Source organism: Aquimarina penaris (genome assembly GCF_040786285.1).
In the GTDB taxonomy this organism is placed as follows: domain Bacteria; phylum Bacteroidota; class Bacteroidia; order Flavobacteriales; family Flavobacteriaceae; genus Aquimarina.
This window is the reverse complement of record NZ_JBFMKQ010000004.1, coordinates 166,620-188,178: the sequence shown is the minus strand read 5'-3', so window position 1 is coordinate 188,178 and position 21,559 is coordinate 166,620. Positions and strand designations below refer to the sequence as shown.

At 34.7% G+C, this 21,559-nt stretch carries 21 protein-coding genes; 5 read left to right on the top strand and 16 right to left on the bottom strand.

The features are described from left to right. Positions 1-3 precede the first annotated feature (3 nt). The 7 genes from ABW637_RS17790 to ABW637_RS17760 form a co-directional block, all read right to left on the bottom strand. Positions 4-1,116, bottom strand: coding sequence for an SRPBCC family protein (locus ABW637_RS17790; RefSeq protein ID WP_367586073.1), 1,113 nt, complete (start codon positions 1,114-1,116; stop codon positions 4-6). Positions 1,117-1,230: 114 nt separating this feature from the next. Beyond that, complete coding sequence (locus tag ABW637_RS17785) at positions 1,231-1,359, bottom strand: hypothetical protein (RefSeq protein ID WP_367586072.1); 129 nt, start codon at positions 1,357-1,359, stop codon at positions 1,231-1,233. Positions 1,360-1,372: 13 nt separating this feature from the next. Beyond that, entirely contained in the window at positions 1,373-2,269 is an 897-nt protein-coding gene (locus ABW637_RS17780) for a hypothetical protein (protein WP_367586071.1), read from the bottom strand. Between the two features lie 14 nt (positions 2,270-2,283). Then, the gene (locus ABW637_RS17775; protein ID WP_367586070.1) at positions 2,284-2,754 is read right to left on the bottom strand and encodes an SRPBCC family protein; all 471 of its coding nucleotides are present in this window, start codon (positions 2,752-2,754) and stop codon (positions 2,284-2,286) included. 50 nt (positions 2,755-2,804) lie between these two features. Next, positions 2,805-3,386, bottom strand: coding sequence for a TetR/AcrR family transcriptional regulator (locus ABW637_RS17770; protein WP_367586069.1), 582 nt, complete (start codon positions 3,384-3,386; stop codon positions 2,805-2,807). Positions 3,387-3,737: 351 nt separating this feature from the next. Beyond that, positions 3,738-4,580, bottom strand: a complete 843-nt coding sequence (locus ABW637_RS17765) for a hypothetical protein (protein WP_367586068.1) — start codon at positions 4,578-4,580, stop codon at positions 3,738-3,740. Between the two features lie 123 nt (positions 4,581-4,703). After that, positions 4,704-6,428 (bottom strand): tetratricopeptide repeat protein, encoded by a 1,725-nt coding sequence (locus ABW637_RS17760; protein WP_367586067.1) that lies wholly within the window; start codon positions 6,426-6,428, stop codon positions 4,704-4,706. Between the two features lie 87 nt (positions 6,429-6,515). Between ABW637_RS17760 and ABW637_RS17755 the strand changes: the two genes are divergently transcribed. Next, positions 6,516-6,875: a hypothetical protein gene (locus ABW637_RS17755; protein ID WP_367586066.1), complete on the top strand. Its 360-nt coding sequence runs from the start codon at positions 6,516-6,518 to the stop codon at positions 6,873-6,875. A gap of 30 nt (positions 6,876-6,905) precedes the next feature. Here ABW637_RS17755 and ABW637_RS17750 read toward each other — a convergent pair whose 3' ends face one another. From ABW637_RS17750 to ABW637_RS17730, 5 genes are all read right to left on the bottom strand, one after another. Next, the gene (locus ABW637_RS17750) at positions 6,906-7,904 is read right to left on the bottom strand and encodes a zinc-dependent alcohol dehydrogenase family protein (protein ID WP_367586065.1); all 999 of its coding nucleotides are present in this window, start codon (positions 7,902-7,904) and stop codon (positions 6,906-6,908) included. Positions 7,905-8,025: 121 nt separating this feature from the next. Continuing rightward, positions 8,026-8,445: an SRPBCC family protein gene (locus ABW637_RS17745; RefSeq protein ID WP_367586064.1), complete on the bottom strand. Its 420-nt coding sequence runs from the start codon at positions 8,443-8,445 to the stop codon at positions 8,026-8,028. A 67-nt stretch (positions 8,446-8,512) separates the two neighbouring features. Then, the gene (locus ABW637_RS17740) at positions 8,513-9,265 is read right to left on the bottom strand and encodes a hypothetical protein (RefSeq protein ID WP_367586063.1); all 753 of its coding nucleotides are present in this window, start codon (positions 9,263-9,265) and stop codon (positions 8,513-8,515) included. A 64-nt stretch (positions 9,266-9,329) separates the two neighbouring features. After that, a complete protein-coding gene (locus ABW637_RS17735; RefSeq protein WP_367586062.1) occupies positions 9,330-9,767 on the bottom strand; it encodes a DinB family protein in 438 nt (145 codons plus the stop codon). A gap of 7 nt (positions 9,768-9,774) precedes the next feature. Further along, positions 9,775-10,356 (bottom strand): TetR/AcrR family transcriptional regulator, encoded by a 582-nt coding sequence (locus tag ABW637_RS17730; RefSeq protein ID WP_367586061.1) that lies wholly within the window; start codon positions 10,354-10,356, stop codon positions 9,775-9,777. Positions 10,357-10,532: 176 nt separating this feature from the next. Here ABW637_RS17730 and ABW637_RS17725 point away from each other — a divergent pair, with 176 nt between their 5' ends. The 4 genes from ABW637_RS17725 to ABW637_RS17710 all read left to right on the top strand — a co-directional run bounded on the left by ABW637_RS17725 (position 10,533) and on the right by ABW637_RS17710 (position 16,266). Next, positions 10,533-11,129: a TetR/AcrR family transcriptional regulator gene (locus ABW637_RS17725; protein WP_367586060.1), complete on the top strand. Its 597-nt coding sequence runs from the start codon at positions 10,533-10,535 to the stop codon at positions 11,127-11,129. A 267-nt stretch (positions 11,130-11,396) separates the two neighbouring features. Then, entirely contained in the window at positions 11,397-13,778 is a 2,382-nt protein-coding gene (locus ABW637_RS17720; protein WP_367586059.1) for an efflux RND transporter permease subunit, read from the top strand. A gap of 123 nt (positions 13,779-13,901) precedes the next feature. Beyond that, positions 13,902-14,675 (top strand): outer membrane lipoprotein-sorting protein, encoded by a 774-nt coding sequence (locus ABW637_RS17715; protein WP_367586058.1) that lies wholly within the window; start codon positions 13,902-13,904, stop codon positions 14,673-14,675. A 382-nt stretch (positions 14,676-15,057) separates the two neighbouring features. Next, a complete protein-coding gene (locus tag ABW637_RS17710; RefSeq protein ID WP_367586057.1) occupies positions 15,058-16,266 on the top strand; it encodes a hypothetical protein in 1,209 nt (402 codons plus the stop codon). A 19-nt stretch (positions 16,267-16,285) separates the two neighbouring features. Here the strand turns inward: ABW637_RS17710 and ABW637_RS17705 are convergent, their stop codons facing one another. The 4 genes from ABW637_RS17705 to ABW637_RS17690 are packed head-to-tail and all read right to left on the bottom strand — an operon-like array spanning position 16,286 to position 21,396. Beyond that, complete coding sequence (locus ABW637_RS17705; RefSeq protein WP_367586056.1) at positions 16,286-17,689, bottom strand: TolC family protein; 1,404 nt, start codon at positions 17,687-17,689, stop codon at positions 16,286-16,288. Position 17,690: 1 nt separating this feature from the next. Beyond that, positions 17,691-19,043, bottom strand: a complete 1,353-nt coding sequence (locus tag ABW637_RS17700; protein WP_367586055.1) for an HlyD family secretion protein — start codon at positions 19,041-19,043, stop codon at positions 17,691-17,693. Between the two features lie 6 nt (positions 19,044-19,049). Further along, positions 19,050-20,717 (bottom strand): peptidase domain-containing ABC transporter, encoded by a 1,668-nt coding sequence (locus tag ABW637_RS17695; RefSeq protein ID WP_367586054.1) that lies wholly within the window; start codon positions 20,715-20,717, stop codon positions 19,050-19,052. Then, the gene (locus ABW637_RS17690) at positions 20,710-21,396 is read right to left on the bottom strand and encodes a TetR/AcrR family transcriptional regulator (RefSeq protein ID WP_367586053.1); all 687 of its coding nucleotides are present in this window, start codon (positions 21,394-21,396) and stop codon (positions 20,710-20,712) included. Before ABW637_RS17690 ends, ABW637_RS17695 begins: the two co-directional genes overlap by 8 nt. Positions 21,397-21,559 lie beyond the last annotated feature (163 nt).

Sequence of the window (21,559 nt, the reverse complement as noted above, 5' to 3'; positions counted from 1 at the left end):
ATTTTATCGATACAAATGCTTAATCTCTTTCCATTTTTTCTTGGTTACAGGCTCTCCCGTTTTGGCATAATAATCAATCCCATAAGCATAACGTTCAAAAGCTTTTCGTAAAGGTCCTTTAGCCAAACCCTTAAAAAACTTAGGTTTAGTAAGATAATTAAAACGAATTTTTAATCGAGTCTTCTTTTCGGTTATTTCTTCTGCATCCATATTCACCCAAGTATATTCTTTATTCATATTGGCATAACCTTTTTTATCTACAATCTCAATGGTGATATGGTATTTTTCGGGATTATATTTTGCAATCTTATCCACAAAATATTTCTTCTTACGACTATCGGTCATATACATCACACGCATTGCTCCTTCTTGAGCAGTATCATGACCAGGTGACCATTCTGAGTGTGGACAATCTGGATGACTTTTAGAAATATCGGCAAAACCTTTCCCATATACTTCCCATACTCTATCTATTGGTGCATCAATATCCCGCTCTACGACAACAGACATGACCTTTTCTCTCATCTTTGTATCCTTAATAGCTTTATTTTTCATAATATTCACCTTTCTGGAGTGTGGTTTTCCTGTTTCAACAAAGTACTTAAGCTCTTGCGCTTTGTTCTCAAGAACTTTGGTAAGTTGTTTTCGCATCATCCATTTCATGGTGAGCCCCATAAATCCTCCAACTCGCATATCATTTGTAGATATCCAAATGGTCTTGTTTCCCTTTGCTACAAGCTTATCTTTATTAATTGAATATTTTACAAAACCCGGTAATCCCTCATACAGTTCATACTCAAAATAATGGTTCTCTGGCTCAAACTTGATCACACGTTCTCGGGTATCATTAAATCCTGATGCGCTTATTGAACAAAATCGTTTGGCGGTAATCCCTTCTCCACTGGATTCTACAACATGATTTACTCCCGAGGCCCATTTACCAATACCGGCATAATCCACTGCAAGTACTTCCCAAACTTTATCTATAGGAGCATTTATCTCAATTTTATAAGTTGCTTGAATGTTCGATTTTTTTCTATCCATATCTTGTGCTTTTATATACGTTGTAGAGATTAAAAGAAGCATACTTACTGTAATTAATTTTGCTGTTTTCATCTTAGAAGTATTTTTGTTCAAAGATCGATTTACAGCGCACAAATCATCTGGAGAATAAGCTCAAATAATGGTAATTTTGTAACAAAAAAGACTCCTGCAGAGGAGTCTTGAGTATTATTGCCTAAAAAGTTTTAAGAAATAATCCTTTTTTAGGTTGTTTTTATTCTTTTTAGGTGTAGGTGGCATATCTTCGATATCTTCTTTAAACAAAGACATCACCCATTTTTTCTTGTTTTCTTTCATTGGTCTACAATATTTATTCTGCTTCGGGTTTTGAGTTGCCATAGAATTTCAAATCATCAATGGGATATAGTGTTTCCTTTGAAAAAGTGTCAAATCTATAATCCCGAAGCGCAAAAGAATATACTTTGCTTTCCTTTTTTTTGGGCGATTTTAACTGAATGATCACATTGTTAGGCATATGAGTTCCTATACTCGTTTTTTCTCTTTCTATATGTACCGTGGCATGTTGCATTCCCTTTGGCATGGGTAAAAAGAAATCATTGATCGTTACTTGGAGCATATCAATAAATCCAGTTTCTTTGTTGATATAAATAAGCCATCGATCATACTTTTTATTGGGTGCTTCAGTTCCCCAGGTGGCATATACCAGATCAAACGCTTTTCCTTGAAATTTAGTTTCACCTGCATACCTCATCACATCGCATTCGTTGAGAATTCTGTAAGGAGCTTCTAATAAATAGTGATAGGTCGCCAATCCCCAGATATAACGATCATGCTCATGTTGTTTCAGGTAATCACTTTTTACCTCGGTTTTATACCCTTCCCAGGACTGTAATCCTTGAATCGTTCCTTTCTTGCGGCCTTCTAAATACTCTACTTGTCCATCAAAAGAATTCGTAACAAAACGGAATTTAATATCCTTTTTATTATTCCCAGGTAAGGCATTCATGGGCATGGTAAGCCAAATTCCTTTCCAGTTAAATTGTGCAGTTACTTCATATACTTGGGCATCTGTTAATTTATCATATCCCATAGCTTTCACAGCTTTTTCAAGAAGTTGTTTTCCTTTTTGTTCATCACTATTTGGGTTATTAAGTACTACCTCGGTTCGAAGATCAACCGATTTACAGGATTGTATTCCAACAGTGATCAAGGTAATCACTAAAATTTTAAGAATTGATTTCATCATTTATGATTTAAAGTTTATGCAGCGGTTTTCTTTTCTAGATTTTTAAGGGCTTTTTTCATTACCTGTGGCAACATTATATTTTTAGCCATCCATTTCTTTACGAAATTGCCTTGAGGTTCAAAATATTGAGTCCATGTTATCAGGGTTCCATCCATTTTTTCCATGAGCTCAATATGCCCGACATGATTTTTTACAATATGCATATCGGCAATACTATAGGCGTACCCATACGGTGGATCCCAATGCACAATTTTTTCCTGGAGCAGATCATTACCAAACTGGCAGTGTCGTTCACAGCCTTCTCCCCAGGTGCCCTTGGCATCTGGTTTCACAAGATGTACATGTTTGATCATGGGCATCCATTGAGTCATACCTTGATGATCGGCAACTACTTTCCAAACATTATCGATAGAGGCTTCAACCAGCCGACTGACCTGTATTTGCTCAGGAGCATTAGTAAAGGATTTTACGTTAAGTGATTTCATATTTATATTATATAATTAGACCGTTCTACTTATTTTATAATCAAAAAAATTTAAGCCTTTATGAAGTTAAAAGTCATTTCGATCCAAACATCCATATATGTCCTACTTCTTGTAACCTTCATCCTGGAAAATGTACCGAAAAAACCTGAATGTAGGTATTCTGCTATCTCCATGGATGAATACTTGGTGGTGATCTCTTCTAACTCCTGCCCTTCTTTTACAACATCCTTAATAATAACCAACCACTGTTTAAATTGCTTATCCAACTCTGCCGCAAGCGTATCACTATTTCGTCCAACCTCATTGCTCATAGAATTTACCAAACAACCGCCATTATAATTATCTTGCTCATTGTAGGATACCAATAATTTATAAAAGGATTTCAGTTTATTAATTGGAGTTTCCGTGGATTCGTCGAAAAGCGTTTTTATCCAGTTACTGTTATTACAGCCATAGTACTCCACTACTTGTCTGGCAAAATCTTCTTTGGATTCAAAAAAGTTATAAAAAGAGCCTTTAGGAATACCTGCTTCTTTTAAAATTTGATTAATCCCTACATCATGATACCCATTCTTACGAAGCACCTGGTATCCAGTTTCTAATATATCTTCTTTGTTATGCTTGTATCCCATAGCGGGACAAATATATAAAATATTTTTAATTTAGACCAATTGGTTTAATTTTTACTTTACCCCCAAAACCTTATCTATATAGGGAAACAGGGAGAAACCAAAGGTTGGCCTCTCCCTGTTGTTCACCATTCATCATTCATACAAATTCATGTAGACCCATCATTTCGTTATTGTCCTCCTTTAAAAAGAGTGTAATAAAAACTGCGCTTTGGGTTCTTATCATCTATAGCATTATCATTTCTATTTTTGCAGCCTTTACAATCACATACAAAGAGAGATTTAAACCATTCTTTCTTTTTATTTTTCATTTATTCGAACTTTGAACAGCTAGGGATTTTAACGTTTTAGTTCCTACCGCTTTGCATTGGCCATATATAAGGTAAGATCCTGCATATTATGAATCTGATTTCTAAATTCTATATTGGCCTGATACTCTGCATCAACTCCCAAAGCTTTCATACTAGCTGGGCTATCCATCTCCCATATATTTACTTCTAATACATTATGAATTGCTCCTCCCAATTCTTGTAAAACATCAAAAGAGGCAACCATATCCACATTATGTTTTTTGGCAATCTTGCGAACCTTCGAATTATAAATCGATCGTTGTAATGCACCTGCTCCTTCATTCATAATTACAAAATCAAGTAAATATGATTTCCCGTCTTTTGGTGTAAAACCACCAAATCCTGTTTTTGGTCGAGCCAAAAATAAGGTTAATGCTTTCATATCATGTATTTTATCCCGGTTAGGAACATTGGCCTGATATGCTGGATCTTGCCCTAATGCTGCCATTGAGGTAGGTGAAGGCATGGTCCATAAATTAAATTCGAAAGCATTCTTTGGCCCCATACCGGCCAGATGAGACTGAATACCATAACTTTGTGCTTTCTTCAATTGGTATTTTGATGCAATTTTAGCTGTTTTCTTACTATACGCGGCCCTGTCTTTTTCTCCATAACCCATATTAAGCACCACTAGATCAATTAACACATAATCACTATCGTTTATACTTTTTTGATTACCATCTGCAGCTATTCCTGCATTACTTGTTGAAGAGGACATTTTTCCTGATACCATAACTATTTTCTTTTCTTTTGTTGTTTTGCAAGCCGTTGGATCGCATTTTTGGGCAGACATTGTAGTCGTTGCGACAATAAGTACTGCCATTGTAAATGTTTGAAGTGTTTTCATTATTCCATTTTTAAATTATCATGAACACCTCAAAAATCTGAAGAAACCGGTTTTCTTTAATTTTTATGTTATCAATGGGTAGGTTATTAGGAAAAATAAGGCGGATTTGTAGTAAAAGGGTAGTTATTGGGATTTTTCTAAAAGAAACTTCAAAATAGTTTTATCCAAGCCGCGACTTACAGTTATCTCAAAATCGTGCTGGGTATGAGTAATAAATCTGGTCTTAGAATTTCCAAATACTTGAAACGGTACATCAATATTCAGTATATATGTTTTATGAACTCGAATGAAATTTTGTGGTAGTTGTCTTCCTATAGTCTTTAAAGTTGCTCGTACCAACTTTTCTTCAACCCTGAAATTTTGAAAAAAATACAGTCTTGTATAATTATCTTCTGCTTTTATAAATAATAATGCTTTCAGATTGACACGAATACTTTTTTTGATATCGGTTGTTAAACTTATATAATGAATATCTTCAGCCTTTTTCGGAAGCTGAATTTCTGAAATCAAGTTTCGATAGCGTTTCCATTTTCGTATAGGTTCGAACTGAGGATCGGTGAGGATATAAAGAATTCCTGTTCTTGCTTTCCAGCCTTTTTCGATACAATCCATAACTTTTTCCCAATCTCCCAAGCCAGAATATACCTGAGCTTTAAAATTATGTAAAACTCGATACGGTTTTAATTTTTCTAAGGTATCATAATAATCAAGATATGCTCTCGCCTCTTCTTCCATTCCGAATTTACCGAAGGCATAGGCCATTCTAGGGACAAAACGCTCTTCTCTGGGAAGTATTTTTCTTAATTTACCCAAGTAGAACAAGCATTTTGATCGATTACCCCGTAGTGCGGCAATATATAGAAGGTTCTCTAGAGAAGCTGCATCATTGGGTACCATCTTAAGAATAGACAGGAAGGTTTTTTCCGAACTATCATATCGCTTAGCACTTAACTGCACATCTCCAATCATATTAAGAATTCCTGTGGAAATAGGGTCATACTCAAGAGCCGAATACAATGCGTCCAAAGCGGCATCATATTCTTTTAAGCCATACCAAAAAAACGAAAGTTGTTGATAGGCTTCACTTGCATCAACATGATTTGCAAGTCCTTTTTCAATACTTTTATACACATTTCTCCAATCCAAATCATAAAAGAAGTCTATCAGATTTTTATAAATGATTGCTTCGCCCGAATGAGGTTGTAGATCCCATGCTTTTTCTACGGCCTCTCGTGCCCTGGGATACACATTATTAGGCTTTGCATATCCTCTTCCTGCCTGAAAAATAAAACATTTAGCCAATTTTAGATATGCCGATGCGTAATCAGGTTCATGTTCGATAACATTTTGGTACAGGTCTATAGCCTCAGCAACATTGTCCTGTGTCCAACGATTAAAATGATAATTGCCTAATATCAGTTTTTGGTAAGAATTCGGTTGTATTGAGCGATAATGTCCTAAGGAAGCCGAAACCTCATTTTGTATACCTAAAAACCCAAGCATCATCTCCTTACATTTTTCTCCTATGGCAAAAATATTAGTATGGGATATCGAAAATCCCCTTGTTTCAACATGTTCAGGATTCAATTGGTAATGACATATCTTAATATTAATAGTATCTTCTTCTTCAATAGATCCGTGGATCAGTTCAAAAACATCTAGTTGCTTAGGGATACCTTGGATATTTTTTGATGATTCAAAAGCTATTTTTGCAGATTCTTTAGAGATTACTGTGAAAGTTCTGGAACGGTTCAACTCTTCGATCAACAAATCCTGTATGCTCTCTACAAAATATTGAAGGTGAACATTTTTGGTATCAAAAGGCAATATGACTATTCGTCTTGACATATGATAAAGATAAAAGTAATTAAAACTCTTTTAGAAATTTGTAGGGAATGGGAAGGTTAAGGTTATCAAAACATATACTTTTGAATTATGATTCCGTATGAATTTATACTTGATCTAATATACTCACTACCCGTAAGAACAAAAAGGATGTTCGGCAATGTTGCTATATACTATGGTGAAAAGATCATTTTGGCTACGAGACAAAAAGATGATAACCCCATTGACAATGGTATTTGGATTGCCACCAAAATTGAACATCATGAAGCTTTAAAATCCATGTTTCCTTCTTTTAGAAATCTGGAAACGTATAAGATTAAAACCTGGCTCCTGCTTCCTGAAGATGCTGACGATTTTGAAGAAAGTGCTGAAAAAATTGTGGAGCTAATAAAGAGCAATAGCCCTTTGATCGGCAATATCCCTCCAGTTCGTAAGTCTCGTGGTAAATGAATAAAATTGATATGAGTAATCTTGTTTAGCCTAAATAGTAATTACTACTTTCCCTCTTTGATTGCCGGTCCCAAAATACTCATACGCCTCTGCTACCTGGTCTAATGAAAATATCTTATCTATTACCGGTCGGTACGTATTGGATTGTAAACCTTCAAAAATCTCCTTTTCTGCTTTTTTGAATGCTTCGGGATTTCGTAGTAAATGAAATACTACATGAAAACTTACTATCTTTAAATTCTTCATTACCACAGGAAAAAAGGGTAGTTGTGGTATTTCCATAGATAAAATACCTCCTGCAACAATAGTGGCATGCTGTGATGCAGCCAATGCAAGTTTTCCTGTAAAAGAACCTAACACTAAATCTAATGCAATATCAAACCCATTGCTGTTGGTTATCGCGAGTATCCTTTCTGAAATATCTTCTTGATCACTATGAATGATATAATCTGCTCCATTTTCAAGTAAAAAAGCATCTTTTTGTGAAGTGCGAGATGTAGCAATAACAGTAGCTCCATATTTTTTAGCCATTTGCATGGCTGCAACGCCTATGGGAGCACTTGCGGCTGTTACAACTACAGTTTGTCCGGATTGATTTTTGAGTCCACCATTCATTATTAAACCGCAATAAGCAGTTGTTAACGACATCCATACTGATGCGGATTCCTCGAATGAAAGATTTTGAGGTTTTGGAACCAAAGCTTCTTTAGGAATTAAAACGTATTCACCGATAACTCCATATTCGTTCGGCAGAATATTAGGCGTAATACATACAGCATCCCCTATACTAAAATCGGTTACATTTTTACCTCTGGTATGAATAACTCCGGAGCCTTCAGTTCCTATTAATGAAGGAAAAACTGGATCGATTACATAAACACCGTTCATGTACATATGTTCTGAACGATTTAATCCAGCTGCTTTCATTTGTACTACAACCTCATTATCTCCAGGTATAGGAATAGCTTCTTTTATGATTTCTAGCGCCTTAGGGCCTTCAGCATTATTAAATTTCACATTTTTATACATAGCCTATTTGTTATGTTATTGTTTTAAGTTTTTAACCGTAAACATGTTAATGTTATAAATCCTATAGTATCTAAAAAGCCAATCGGTCCTTTTAAAAAGGACCGATTTAGCATCTCTAAAACTAACTATTGGTATATTCTTCAAGACTGGCTGCAGCCATCTGATACAGCCCTTCAGTGTTTGCTTTTATTTCTGAAAAAGCGCCTTCGTGTTCTTCTGAGATATCAAATTCAACATCCCAATCCAATTGAGTCCCTCCATTTTTCTCTGAGAGCTTCATAGTACCTATAATTCCGGATACAGGAAGCATGGATTGCTCATCAATACGATATTGAAATATTTTGTTCTCCTCATCAGACTGCAAAATTGTTTCATATAAAGTTCCGTTTTCGTGAGTCCCACATACTCGCTTGTTCCCGTCTACGGTACAACTGGCAACGATAGGCATCCATTTATCCATATTAGTACCGGGGCCTACTTTGGCCCATACCTTATCCAAAGGCGCATTTACAAAATTTGTTGTTTTGATTGTTTTTTTCATTGTAAGAAATAATAAAAGTTAAACATTAAATAAACAGACCAATCTATTTATGTGATTGATAAAAAAATTATAGCATTAGTTTGGCAAAAATTACATCCATCTCCTTAAGCACAGCATTTCGTACGTCTACATGCGCCGTATATTTCGGATCATTGTTAAACACCTCCCGATCCTCGTATTTTTGCCATTCAAAGATTCCGAACATATGTGGTATGAACGCATTTGGTTCTTTTGGCATAGCAGGATGCGGCCCGAAAAAAGCTGTTTGCGAAATTCCGTATGCCTTAGTTATGGGGTTTATTTTTTGAAAATAACCTCCTAACACCTGGAATAATGGTGGAAATGCGCAGGGATCATCAGTTATAAACCAAGCACTCGTAAAGTCATAAATTTTATCAGCTTGTAAAGTTACTGGTGTATCCTGTTGAGCTCCAAAGAAACCGAATTGGATGTTTTCTTTACCGACGGCCTCCAGTAGTTTTTTAAAAGTATCTTGCCCCTGTAGATTTGTTCTTTTTGAGATATCACTCCATTGTAACAAAACAATGTGCGTCATTTTACGTTTTGTATTGGCCAAGTTGCTTACCTTAAACTTGGCTAATACTTCACCTCCTATTGAGGATACATTTTTCGAAAAAGCAGGGAGCAGTCCCTCTACTTTATTGGTTACTTGAGATGATGCATCAATATACATCACTTCTACTAAGGCACCCGCTTTAATAGTAAAAGATGCAGACTTAGCAGGGTTCTTACAGGCCAATAATGGTAATGTAACCACAATTGTGAGAAGCATACTAAAAAGATTTTTTTTCGTTTTCATTTTTATGGATTAAAGGTTAAAATTAATTATATAGATCAGTCTGTCTAATTAAAAAATAAAAAAACTACCATCCAATATAGGAAGGTGGTTTGTGTCCTGCTAGTCTCAGGTATACCACCATCTGACCACGATGGTGCGAAAGGTGATTATCCATGACATTGGCAATTTGATACCTAGTGGTTTTTCCATACCATACATCCACTACCTCAGTAAGTTGTTCTGTGGTCAAGGTTTCCAAGCTGGCAATAAAGGTGTTAAAAAAATTCTCCAGGGCATCAAAAACCATTTCTTTAGAACTTGTTCTTACCTTTGGGAACTCTATGCCTGTCACAAACCGGCTGTGTGTTCTTAGCCAGGAGGTAATATGACTAATCTGAGATTGAAAAGTCTTCATTCCATCTACTGGTTTAAAATCAAAATGTTCTTCGGGCATCATCTCAATAAATTTTAACGTATACCTTTTGTTCCCTTTCCATTTTTTTACCAATTCCTTTGTAGTCATACTATTTCTAGGATTTAAGTGAATGTTCTAATTGTGCAAGAAAAGCATCAAGCGGCTCACTATTCAGGCCGGATTTCATAAGAATTAAGCTTCCATTATACCCTGCAAGGACATTCATTGCTAATTGTCGTGGAGTCCATAGGTTCAATATTTCACCCTTTTTTTGTCCTTCCTCAATGCAATCGGAAAGAGGATCAATAAGTGTCTCAAAATTTTTGCGTGAAGCCTTCGTAAAAACCTCATTAATACCAGCCAATTCTTGGGTCATTCCTACCAAAAGACATCCCCATTTATAGTTTACCTCTTTATAAGTATTTACAAATTCGGTAAACAAATGTATAATCCTTTGCATAGGTGATTTGTCCGTATCTGATAATAATTCCTCTAAATAATCCGAAGTCCATTTAGTATAATAATCTAAAACTTGTACACCAAAATCATCTTTGTCTTTAAAAAAGTTATAAAATGATCCCCTGGATATTCCAGCTTCACCAATAATCTCTTTGGTTCCTGTATGATGATACCCTTTTAACCGGAATAAATTCATTCCGGTTTTAATAATATCTTCTTTGCTATGTTTAATATTCATAATCAATTAGACTGATCCATCTAATAGCAAATATAGAATAATTATTAGTATCCACAAATTCGGACCAAAATTTTTTATTTTTAAAGAGTTATCTAGCTATAAACAAAACTTTAACACTTAAAATTTTGTTTTACTAGACGAGTGGTCATATTTTTGCCTCAGAATTGTAACAAACAATGTCAAAGACCCTAAAACATGAAATAAAAGCCGATGCCCTTATCGAAAAGGGTATGATGCTACTATGGTCAAAAGGTTATAATGCTACAAGTGTAAATGATATTGTAAAAGAAGCTGGTGTACCTAAAGGTTCTTTTTATTTCTATTTTGATAGTAAAGAAGATTTTGCGGTTAAATCTATCGAAAAGTACTTTGATATGCAATTTCCGCCCGCATTAGAGATTTTGCAAAATAAGTCGGTATCACCAAGACAACGAGTTATCGATTTTTATGAGTTTCATTCAAAGGTTTTGAAGGAAGAATTTGATTGTAAAATGGGTTGTATGGGTTGTAACCTAGCGAACGAGATGGCAGAACATAATGAAGCGATTCGGAATGCTATTAACACCAAGACCGAAATGATCAAGGCACATATAACACAAGTAATAAAAGAAGCACAAAAACTTGGTGAAGTCGACTCTAACATTGAAGCTTCAGATCTTGTTGCTTTTATGGAAGACGCTGGCAAAGGGGCAATGATCACAATGAAAGCAATGAATAGTGCCTATCCTATTGATAATTTTACTAAAATGGTCAGAATGATTCTACTAAAATAATTTTTTTTAAATATTTAATAGACGACTGGTCAGTTATTAACTTTTAAATACTATTCGAATAACTTATAAACTATAACTTAACGCTCAAATAAAAACATATAAAAAATAGCCGACCGGTCAATTATTTAACAATTTTAGTTCAATTTCTTTTTATGATCTGTCCTATTATCCAGAATTAAATCGTCTAAATATAAAACTCATAACAATCTGTATCAGGAAGGCTTTCGTTTAAGTACATAGTCGACTGGTCAACTAACAACAAATAATATGAATGCACTTAAAAAAGCAAGTAACGCCACGAATGCGTTTGCAAAAAAATGGGCAGAATTTACAATCAAATTCAAATGGCCTGTATTAATTACAACTTTGATTATCGCTATGGGGCTTGGTTCGCAAGGTAATATGGAGTTTGATGGTGATTATCACGTATTTTTCAGTGAATCTAATCCAGAATTGGAAGCTTTTGATGCACTACAAGAAAAATATACCAAAGATGACAACATTGTAATCGTACTCTCCCCTTCTAACGGAGATGTTTTCACAAAAGAAAACTTAATCGCCATAGAAGAGTTAACAGCAGAGGCATGGAATACCCCTTATTCTTCAAGAGTTGATGCCATTACCAATTTTCAGCATACTAGTGCCCAGGGAGATGATTTGTATGTTGATGATTTATCTTATGAATCTGCATCTAAAACGGATGCAGAGATTAAAAGCATTAAAGAAAAGGCATTAAAAGAACCGCTTTTGGTAAATCGTTTATTAAACGAAAAAGGGAGTGTAACGGCTATCAATGTTACTGTTCGACTACCAGGAGAAGACAGTGCTAAAGAAATACCTGAGGTGACGGCCTTTGTGCGCGGAGCTATTTCAGACTTTAAAGAGAAGCATCCTGATTTTCAAGTACATTCATCTGGTTTGGTTCCTTTAAACACGGCTTTCTTTGAATCCTCTATGAGAGATTTAATGCTTACCATGATCATGTTAGTCATCGTAATCATTACGACGTTAATTCTCACCAGAAGTTTTTTTAGCACCGTAGCCACTCTGGTAGTTGTGCTATTTTCAATTATGAGTGCTATTGGGTTTGTAGGAATCTTGGGTATAAAACTTACTCCTCCTTCATCAGTATTTCCAACCATGATCTTAACACTGGCAGTGGCCGACAGTATTCATATTCTCATCACCATGTTGCAAAAAATGCGGAAAGATGGATATACCAAAAAAGATGCATTGGCTGAATCCATGCGGCTTAATTTTATGCCTGTATTTATTACCAGCTTAACAACAGTTATTGGATTTTTAACCATGAATTTTGGTGATGTACCGCCGTTTTGGGACTTAGGTAATATTACGGCTTTTGGGATGACAATGGCCTTCTTATATTCTACAACGGCTTTACCAGCTCTTATGGCTATTTTACCTATAAAAGTAAAAGCTAAAAAAGAAGCTACAATAGAGAAAACTAGTTTATACACTAATCTTGGTCGTTTTGTAGCTAAGCAACCTGTAAGATTATCCCTGATTTCATTAGCTGTTATTGGTGGACTTACCTATCTAGCTACAAAAAATCAGTTTAATGATGAGTTTATTAATTATTTCGATGAAACTGTAGAATTTAGAAGTGATACAGACTACATTAGTGAAAATCTAACCGGAATTTATAATGTTGAATTCTCGGTAGGAAGTGGAGAAAGTGGAGGAATAAACAATCCCGAATACCTTCAAAAATTAAATGCCTTTGAAAACTGGTTAAACGAACAACCAGAGGTGGTACATGTAAATGCCTTTAGTGAGGTTGCTCGTAGAGTAAATCGATCTATGCATGGGGATAACGAAAGTTATTACCGTACTCCTGATAATCGTGAAGAAGCAGCTCAATACTTACTGTTATATGAACTGTCACTACCCTTTGGTTTAGACTTAAACAATCAAATAAACGTAGATAAATCAGAGACACGAGTTACCGTAACGATCGAAAATATCTCAAGCGCAGAAATGATCGCTTTTTCTAAAAGAGCCGAAAACTGGTTACAGAAAAACACCCCAGAATCTATGCATGCCATAGGCGTAAGTCCAACCTTGATGTTCTCTACACTTGGATTTCGACAGGCAGACAGCATGTTTAAGGGAAATATAATTGCATTACTCCTAATTTCATTGGTCTTAATGTTTGCTTTAAGAAACTTCAAACTAGGATTACTTAGTATTATTCCCAATGTAACTCCGGTTCTGGTAGGTTTTGGTTTTTGGGCAATGTACAAGGCACAGATCAATACGGGGATGGTGATTGTTTTTGGGATGACACTAGGGATCATAGTAGACGACACAGTGCATTTTATGAGTAAGTTCCTTAGAGCTCGACGTGAATTAGGTTATGATTCTAGACAAGCAGTTGTTTACGCTTTTGAAACGGTTGGTAAAGCATTAGTAACCACAACAATAGTACTCTTAGCAGGATTCGCTGTACTTTCTACTTCATCATTTGCTCTAAATAGTTACATGGCAAGGATAACCGTTATAATCATACTTTCTGCACTAATTATAGATTTCATTCTACTACCATCATTACTAATTCTTGTTAGTAAAAAGAGTGAAGTAGAAGCTCCTGTAGAAGAACTAAAACCTCAAATACAATTAGACAAATAGCTTTATAATAAAAAAGGATGTAACAGTAGGGTTTGAGTTTGATTGGCCCGAGACGAATCGCTCAAATCTTGCTGTTATTTATATATAGTAAATCAAGTTATAAATAATAAAAACATATTAAAAATGAAAAAAATAGTTTTTGCGGTAGTCGCAATATTCGGAATAACAACTTTATCTGCACAAAGTGCAGAAGAACGAGGGTTACAAATTGCCATAGCGGCAGACAAAGCAGATCAAGGGTTTAACAGCTCGATAGTAAACCTGAAAATGACTCTGAAAAACAAAAATGGCCAAACCAGTGAACGTTTACTAGTGACCAGAACGTTGGAACAAACAGAAGATGGGGATAAATCCATGATTGTTTTTAATAGTCCCAAAGATGTAAAAGGAACCTCTACCTTAACTTTTACTCATAAAGTTGGATCAGATGATCAGTGGCTATTCTTGCCCTCAATCAAAAGAGTAAAAAGAATATCATCTAATAATAAGTCTGGTCCTTTTGTGGGCAGCGAGTTTGCTTATGAAGATCTTTCTTCACAAGAAGTAGAGAAATATTCTTATAAATTTCTAGAAGAAAAGGGAAGTCTTTTGATTGTCGAACAAGATCCAGTTGATCCAAAATCAGGGTATACAAGACGTATTGTAACGTATAATAAAGATAAAGGGTATCGTATTGAAAAAGTGGAATTCTACGATCGTAAAAACTCTCTTTTAAAGACACTAAATTATAGTGATTACAAATTATACAAAGGAAAATACTGGAGAGCTTTGACTTTCAATATGGTTAATCACCAAAGTAATAAAGAGACATTACTAAAATTTAGTGAATATAACTTTGAGGCTAACCTAGTCGAGGAAGATTTCACTCAGGTTGCGCTGCAGAGAGCCGGACAATAAATAAAAGACAATGAAATACACAAGGCTAAGTCTATTATACCCCATAACGGTTCTTTTGGTTAGTGGATTGTTACTATTGTTACGACCCGGCCTTGTGTTTTCCATTTTACAGAGCAATACAATATATCCATCAGATTTAGGAAATTTATTGGGTATGATGTTCTTAGGATTAGGATTTTTGGTCCTGCTGATTTTTAAATATCAAGTCGAAAAAATATACAAATGGACTATAGCAATACGAGTATTTTTCTGTCTATGCACTCTAGGATTATTTTTTCTATATCAAAACCCATTCTTTATTGCTCTATTATTCATTATTCTAATTGGAATAATGCTCACTACCCTTGGATTTGTAAAAGATCAAAGCATTAAAATTTAGTACATGAAAGTTAAATATATCTATTTTATAATACTACTGCTATATAGCTTACAAAGTATTCATTCTCAAAATGAAACACCCAAAAAAGTGAATCATGATTTTGAATTAAAATTAGAGTCAGAGTATCGCTATTTCTATGACAATGCACTTTTCCAAGATCAAGAAGATCATTTTCCTTCTTTGGCTATACGACCAGAATATGCTATTGACTGGAATAAAGGTTACGAAAGCATTAATTTCAAAGGTTTTTTTCGTTTGGATGTGGATGATGAACGTACACATTGGGATATACGTGAATTGTATTACCAAAAAGCCAAAAACAACTGGGAACTTAGCTTGGGGCTTAAAAAAGTATATTGGGGTGTAGCAGAAAGCAATCATTTGGTGGATATTATTAATCAAACTGATGCTGTGGAAACCTTTGATGGTGAAGAAAAATTAGGGCAACCCATGGCACAGTTTACCTGGATAACTCAAAAATTCGGAACCTTTGATTTCTTTTACCTCCCCTATCATCGTAAACGTACTTTTGCAGGAAAGAAAGGAAGATTACGTTTTCCAACGGTTATTGATAAAGATGATTTGGCCTATGAAAGCGGCGCCAAAGAATGGAGGCAGGATCTTGCTTTTCGTTGGAAACATTACTTTGATATTTTTGACATTGGATTATCTCATTTTTATGGAACAGGCAGAGAACCACTTTTTACATTTGATACTTCGGGAAACATAAATGCTTTTTACCCTGTAATCAATCAAACGGGTTTAGAGCTACAAGTCACACATGATGCTTTTCTATGGAAATTAGAATCTATTTATCGTACCGCAGAAGCACAAGATTTTTTTGCCTTGGTAGCAGGACTGGAATATACTTTTTCTAATATTGACAGAAATGGATTAGACATTGGTATTCTTGGTGAATACCTATTTGATGATCGTGATGAACTGGCGTTAAATGCCTTACAAAATGATGTATTTTTTGGAAGCCGTATCGCTTTTAATGATACACAAGACACCTCGATTTTAATCGGAGGAATTGCCGATCTCGAATCCAGTAGCACAATCTTTAGTTTAGAGGCTTCAAGACGTTTTGGAAGCAGCTGGACCGCAGAAATAGAAGCACGGATTTTCAATACTATTGACACAAATGAATTGATTTTATCAAATTTTAAGGAAGATAGTTTCTTTAGGCTTTCAATTTCGAAGTATTTTTGATTAAAAAAACACCTATACATTAAAGGCTCTCTGGGTTTACGGCCAAACTATTAAACAGTTTGGCTTTTGCCTCAAAGAACTTATTTTGCACTTCGATCTCTTTAAGTTTAGCATCAATAAGGCTTCGCTCCCTTGAGTTAATTAGAAAAAGTGAGCTTTCGCCAAAACTAAACTTACGCTCTTCTGCGGTAAGTAATGTACTATAATCACTTACAATATTGGATATAAGCTCATTTTGGTTGATAAAAGATTCCAATTCTATATAGATGGCCATCACCTTATTCTTGATTTGCAATTGGGTTGTTTCTTGTTCAAATTGTGCATCTTGTACTTTAAATTTGGCTAATTTAAGATCCCCTCTTTCTTTTCTTAAGAAAAGTGGAAATTTAAACGAAACCCCTCCTTTATACTCAGCAGTATTAAAAGAATTCCCTACATCTGGTGTTTCGGTCAGGAAGTTATATTCTAAATCAATTCTTGGAAGCAATTTATTTGCTTTAAGCTTTCTATCGACTTCTAAACCATCTATTTTATATTGCAACGATCTTAACTTTGGGTGGCTTTCTATGGTAAAGCTGTCTAATGGATTTCCCTGAATCTCTAATGTGCTATCTATATCCCGTTCGACATTAGTATCTGGGGTTACATCAGATTGTAATTCTATAGGTATATTATTCTCTAACCATAAAAAATTGGAGAGTTCTAAAGCCGATTTCATCAACTTCACTTTTGCTTGCTCCAGGCTTAGAGCCCTGTTCTTGTAGGCTATTTTAGCTTCTACGGTATCAATAGCCGCTCTATCACCAACAAATGCACTCTTCTTTATCCCTTCTAATCGTACTTTAGCATTATCTAAAAAGTTACCGTAAATTTCTTTTTCATTATAGGCTTTCAACCAATCAAAATATGCCAACGAAGCATTATACAAAATTTGATTAACTAACAGATCCCGGTCTGCTTTAGTTTGTTCTCTGAAAAACTTGGCTTTACGCAAAGTCGCCATACGATCATTAATTAATAATCCCTGTGCAACAGCAACTGAAATCCCAGCATTGAAAAGTCCGTCTTCGGGCACTGAATTTTGAGGATTTAAAAACTCCCCATCATTTTGCTCGAAACCACCTTTAAACTCGATACCATACCAGGTAGGAATTTTAAATGTAGTATTCAGTAGATCATAATATTCTGTCCCTTTGAATTTTTTTCTATCATAGTCTACCTCAATCTTTGGATCAAACCCTCCTCGGGCTTTCATTAAATTAGCTTGACCGATATCTATATTTAATTCTGCCTGCTTAGCAACAGGGTGATATTTCTTTACATACCCTAAATATTCTTTAAAATTGAGAATCGTTGTATCCATTTCCTGGGCAGAAATTGGCATAGCTAAGAACAAAAAGCCATACAAAAGGTTTTTCTTCATCTTATTTCTTTTCAGGTTTAGCTCTTACGCTACTGGGTTGATAATAGTTAGGAGGGAAACCATTAAGTTTACGCCATAATTCGAACCAGATGGGTACATCTTCAAGCAAAGCCATAGAATTTGCTCCAGACCCTACGCGTATATCCTTAGGCCAATCATAATCGTTGGAATCAGGTGCAATGAGTACTCTATATTTTCCATTATCACTTATAAACGTTTCTATAGCTACAATCTTTCCTCCATAAGTTCCGTAAGAAATATTCGGCCAACCGCTAAATATAATAGCTGGCCAACCATCAAATTGTATTCTTATTTTTTCTCCTATATGAATCAAAGGAAGATCAATAGGTTTCACATATGTTTCTACTGCCAAATCATAATCTGTTGGCATAATATTTACTAATTGATCTCCTTCTTTGAACGTCTCACCTACTCCAGACATTAATGTTTTATTGATGAACCCACTTTGTGGTGCTTTGATATAATGCATCTCGCTCCGCATTTCGTAATTAGTATATTCATTTTCAAGTTTTGTCACCTGGGCTTCAGCATCAAACTGGTTAGACTGTGCAGTAAACTTATCACTTCTAGATTTTGCAATTTTATCTGCATATTCTGCCCCTACTCTATTGATTTCTACTTGTGCATTAATCACCTCATTTTTACTAGCTAATAGTTTATTCTCCTGCGAAATTAATTTAGCTTGTGTTTCTTGAAGTTTTAATCGTTTTTCTTCTACATCACTTAAGGCCTTTAGTCCTTCTTTTTCTAATTGAAGGATACGATCATACTGACGCTCAGCAATTCGTATATTAGTTTTTGCGGCTTCAAAATTAATACTATCACTCTGCACCTTCAACCTTGACTGAAGTAGTTTATTGGTTGCCTGCTGTAGTTTTAAACTTCGTTCATTAAGTAAGGCCTTTGCTTGATTTTCTAGCGCTTTTACTTTGCCTTCATATGATGTTACAGACATTGATTTAGCCTGAATTTGCTGATCAGTACGTGCAATCAAGTTGGGGTCAAAATATTCATTTTTCACTTCGGAAATAAAGAGTATTGTATCTCCCTTTTTTACAAAATCACCTTCTTGTACATACCATTTTTCTATTCTACCAGGGATTGGAGATTGTATAGTTTGCGGGCGTTGATCTGGTTTTAAAGTCGTTAAAAACCCTTTTCCAGAAATATTTTGTGTCCAGGGTAGAAATAACACGATACATGCCATGCCAGTAAACGTAATTAGAAAGCGGTTAAAGTATTTATAGTGTCTTTTATGAAAAACTTTCTGGATCGCATTATACTCAGAAAGATTAACCTGCTTATTAAGTTTATTATGTGAAATATTCAACATAGCTTTTTATTTTTCACTTACTATTTTACCGTTCTCAACATTAATAATCCTACCACACCTTTGTATCCATTTTTGGTTTTGACTTACTACAACCAGAGCCCATGGACTTGATGGTTCGGTAAGGAAATTCATAATTCTTGTTACTTCACCCTCATCAAACTGATCTAACGGATCTTTTAAAATCAAAAGCTTAGGTTTTCGAACTATACTTCTGGCTAAAACTATTTTTTTAGACACACTGTACGATATTTGCTTTCCCTCTGGGTATATTATTGTTTTTAACCCTTTGGGTTGTTCTTTTACAAATTGTGTCAGCCCTACTTTTTCTAATGCCCAATACACATCCTCATATGTAATAGTATCATCTCCAAAAGTTATATTTTCTAATAGAGTTCCTTCAAAAGGAGATTCTTCTGTTAAGGATTGTCCTAAATGAGCCCTGTAATAATTAAGATTTACGCCCCTTAGCTCTACATCGTTTACATAAACATTTCCCTCGGTGGGTTCGATTAAACCAGCAATTAAACGAAGTAATGTAGTTTTTCCGGATCCGTTTGAGCCTTGAATTAATATCGTACAACTCGGACTTATTGTTAGGGAAACACCATCCAATATTTTTTTATTATAATCAGGAGCTTTGTACATTATATTGGATAATTCTAAGGTATAACCTTCATCTTCGTGAAATGGTTTTTCTCCATCCTGAGGCTCTAAATCCTTATCAACCACTTGCCCCAGTTTTTCCATAGACGTAAGTACATCATAAAAAGACTCAAGCCCAACAATTAATTTTTCGACAGAACCAATTACTAATACAATGATAATCTCTGCAGCTACAAATTGACCAATATTCATCTCTTGATTGATCACTAATATCCCTCCAATAATTAATAATCCTGCGGTAACTAGAACTTTAAATCCAATCATCTGAATGAATTGAATTACCAATATTTTAAAATGACTCTCTCGAGCATCTAGATATTCACTTACCAAGTTATCATTCTTATGCAATGCATGATTTGTCTTTCCTGAAAGCTTGAAACTTACAATAGTTCTGGCTACCTCCTGAATCCAATGTGCGACTTTATACTTACTCTTCGATTCTTTTAGACTCGTCTCTAAACCACGCTGAGCAGTGTACTTAAATACTATATAAATCAGTACTATCAATAATAACCCGTATATAATAAAGAATGGGTGGTAAAATGAAAGTAACATTAACCCGAAAACTATTTGTATCAAGGCCGCAGGGAAATCAATTAATATTTTAGCCAAACCTTTTTGGGTAGTTAATGTATCAAAAAAACGATTAGCCAATTCGGGTGGGTAATAATTACGTAGTTCGCTCATTTTAATTTTGGGAAAACGATAGGAAAACTCAAAAGAAGCTCTGGTAAATATCTTTTGTTGAACGTTTTCTATAATTCGAATTTGCATTAATTGCAATACTCCTACAAATGCAACACCAACAGTTACTAGAACAACTAATACAATCCAGGAAGTACTAATCTGCGCACCCTGAATAAGATTAATAATAGCCTGTATTCCTAATGGAAGTGAAAGGTTAACCAATCCTGCAAATATTGCATAGTAAAATGTTTGTAAAATGTCTTTTTTGTCTAATTGTAAAAGTCCCATCAACCTTTGCCAGGCAGTCAACAAATTTTTAGTCATTTGCAGTTTCATTAAAAGAGTTAAAGACTAGTTCTGTAAAATACTCAGTAGGTGTATTTTCTTCATTACAATCTGTTAATGATGAGAAATGTTCTTTTAAAAAATGTTGATATAATGCTCCTTCAATAATGGTACTAGCCAGACTGGATGGGTATTTATACTTCTGATCAACTTCTATGATCATATCCTTGATCCTACTTACTAACCTTTTAAATATGGAGAAATACCCTTCTTTATTTTCTTTATCTACTTCTTTTGTTAAATACGATTTGGAGTTTTCATTCACTACAATTTTACTCAAGAGGACTTCATTGATGTGCGAAAATGAAGAATCTTCTTCGATGGTTCTTGTAATAATCTCTATAGCTTTTTTAAGCTTCTTCTTGGGATTAGAAATACTATTTGTTGAAAACACCAGCTGATATTCTAACCAACCCCAATACCAAGATGTTAGATATAATAAAAGCTTATGTTTATTTTCAAAGTAACGATAAATCGAACTTTCGTTAGATCCAATTTTCTCGCCAAGTTTCTTAAATGTAAAACTCTCGAAACCCATTTGATTAATCATCATAATACTGTTTTCTATGATTCTCTTGCCAAGAGATGAGGACTCTGGATCCTTTAAATAGATTTTATCGTTAATAGTAACTTTCAAATTCTGGAGTAAATATTTCATCTGCTTACTTTTTATTCTTGCTGTACTTATTTTCTAAAATAACTTATTGCAAAAATAAAAGTAATACTATCATATTCTAATAGATTAACTTTTATTTAACCATCTCGATTTTAAAATTCCATTCAAAATTGATAATTTTATAACAGTTACAGTCATAAACCAA

Bases quoted from the DNA above. Each gene is read 5' to 3' on its own strand.
- ABW637_RS17755 (WP_367586066.1), top strand. From the start codon at position 6,516: ATGATTCCGTATGAATTTATACTTGATCTAATATACTCACTACCCGTA.
- ABW637_RS17735 (WP_367586062.1), bottom strand. From the start codon at position 9,767: ATGACTACAAAGGAATTGGTAAAAAAATGGAAAGGGAACAAAAGGTAT.
- ABW637_RS17740 (WP_367586063.1), bottom strand. From the start codon at position 9,265: ATGAAAACGAAAAAAAATCTTTTTAGTATGCTTCTCACAATTGTGGTT.
- ABW637_RS17700 (WP_367586055.1), bottom strand. From the start codon at position 19,043: ATGTTGAATATTTCACATAATAAACTTAATAAGCAGGTTAATCTTTCT.
- ABW637_RS17730 (WP_367586061.1), bottom strand. From the start codon at position 10,356: ATGAATATTAAACATAGCAAAGAAGATATTATTAAAACCGGAATGAAT.
- ABW637_RS17785 (WP_367586072.1), bottom strand. From the start codon at position 1,359: ATGAAAGAAAACAAGAAAAAATGGGTGATGTCTTTGTTTAAAGAAGAT.
- ABW637_RS17780 (WP_367586071.1), bottom strand. From the start codon at position 2,269: ATGATGAAATCAATTCTTAAAATTTTAGTGATTACCTTGATCACTGTT.
- ABW637_RS17760 (WP_367586067.1), bottom strand. From the start codon at position 6,428: ATGTCAAGACGAATAGTCATATTGCCTTTTGATACCAAAAATGTTCAC.
- ABW637_RS17690 (WP_367586053.1), bottom strand. From the start codon at position 21,396: ATGAAATATTTACTCCAGAATTTGAAAGTTACTATTAACGATAAAATC.
- ABW637_RS17705 (WP_367586056.1), bottom strand. From the start codon at position 17,689: ATGAAGAAAAACCTTTTGTATGGCTTTTTGTTCTTAGCTATGCCAATT.
- ABW637_RS17770 (WP_367586069.1), bottom strand. From the start codon at position 3,386: ATGGGATACAAGCATAACAAAGAAGATATATTAGAAACTGGATACCAG.
- ABW637_RS17725 (WP_367586060.1), top strand. From the start codon at position 10,533: ATGTCAAAGACCCTAAAACATGAAATAAAAGCCGATGCCCTTATCGAA.
- ABW637_RS17765 (WP_367586068.1), bottom strand. From the start codon at position 4,580: ATGAAAACACTTCAAACATTTACAATGGCAGTACTTATTGTCGCAACG.
- ABW637_RS17750 (WP_367586065.1), bottom strand. From the start codon at position 7,904: ATGTATAAAAATGTGAAATTTAATAATGCTGAAGGCCCTAAGGCGCTA.
- ABW637_RS17695 (WP_367586054.1), bottom strand. From the start codon at position 20,717: ATGACTAAAAATTTGTTGACTGCCTGGCAAAGGTTGATGGGACTTTTA.
- ABW637_RS17720 (WP_367586059.1), top strand. From the start codon at position 11,397: ATGAATGCACTTAAAAAAGCAAGTAACGCCACGAATGCGTTTGCAAAA.
- ABW637_RS17715 (WP_367586058.1), top strand. From the start codon at position 13,902: ATGAAAAAAATAGTTTTTGCGGTAGTCGCAATATTCGGAATAACAACT.
- ABW637_RS17745 (WP_367586064.1), bottom strand. From the start codon at position 8,445: ATGAAAAAAACAATCAAAACAACAAATTTTGTAAATGCGCCTTTGGAT.
- ABW637_RS17790 (WP_367586073.1), bottom strand. From the start codon at position 1,116: ATGAAAACAGCAAAATTAATTACAGTAAGTATGCTTCTTTTAATCTCT.
- ABW637_RS17710 (WP_367586057.1), top strand. From the start codon at position 15,058: ATGAAAGTTAAATATATCTATTTTATAATACTACTGCTATATAGCTTA.
- ABW637_RS17775 (WP_367586070.1), bottom strand. From the start codon at position 2,754: ATGAAATCACTTAACGTAAAATCCTTTACTAATGCTCCTGAGCAAATA.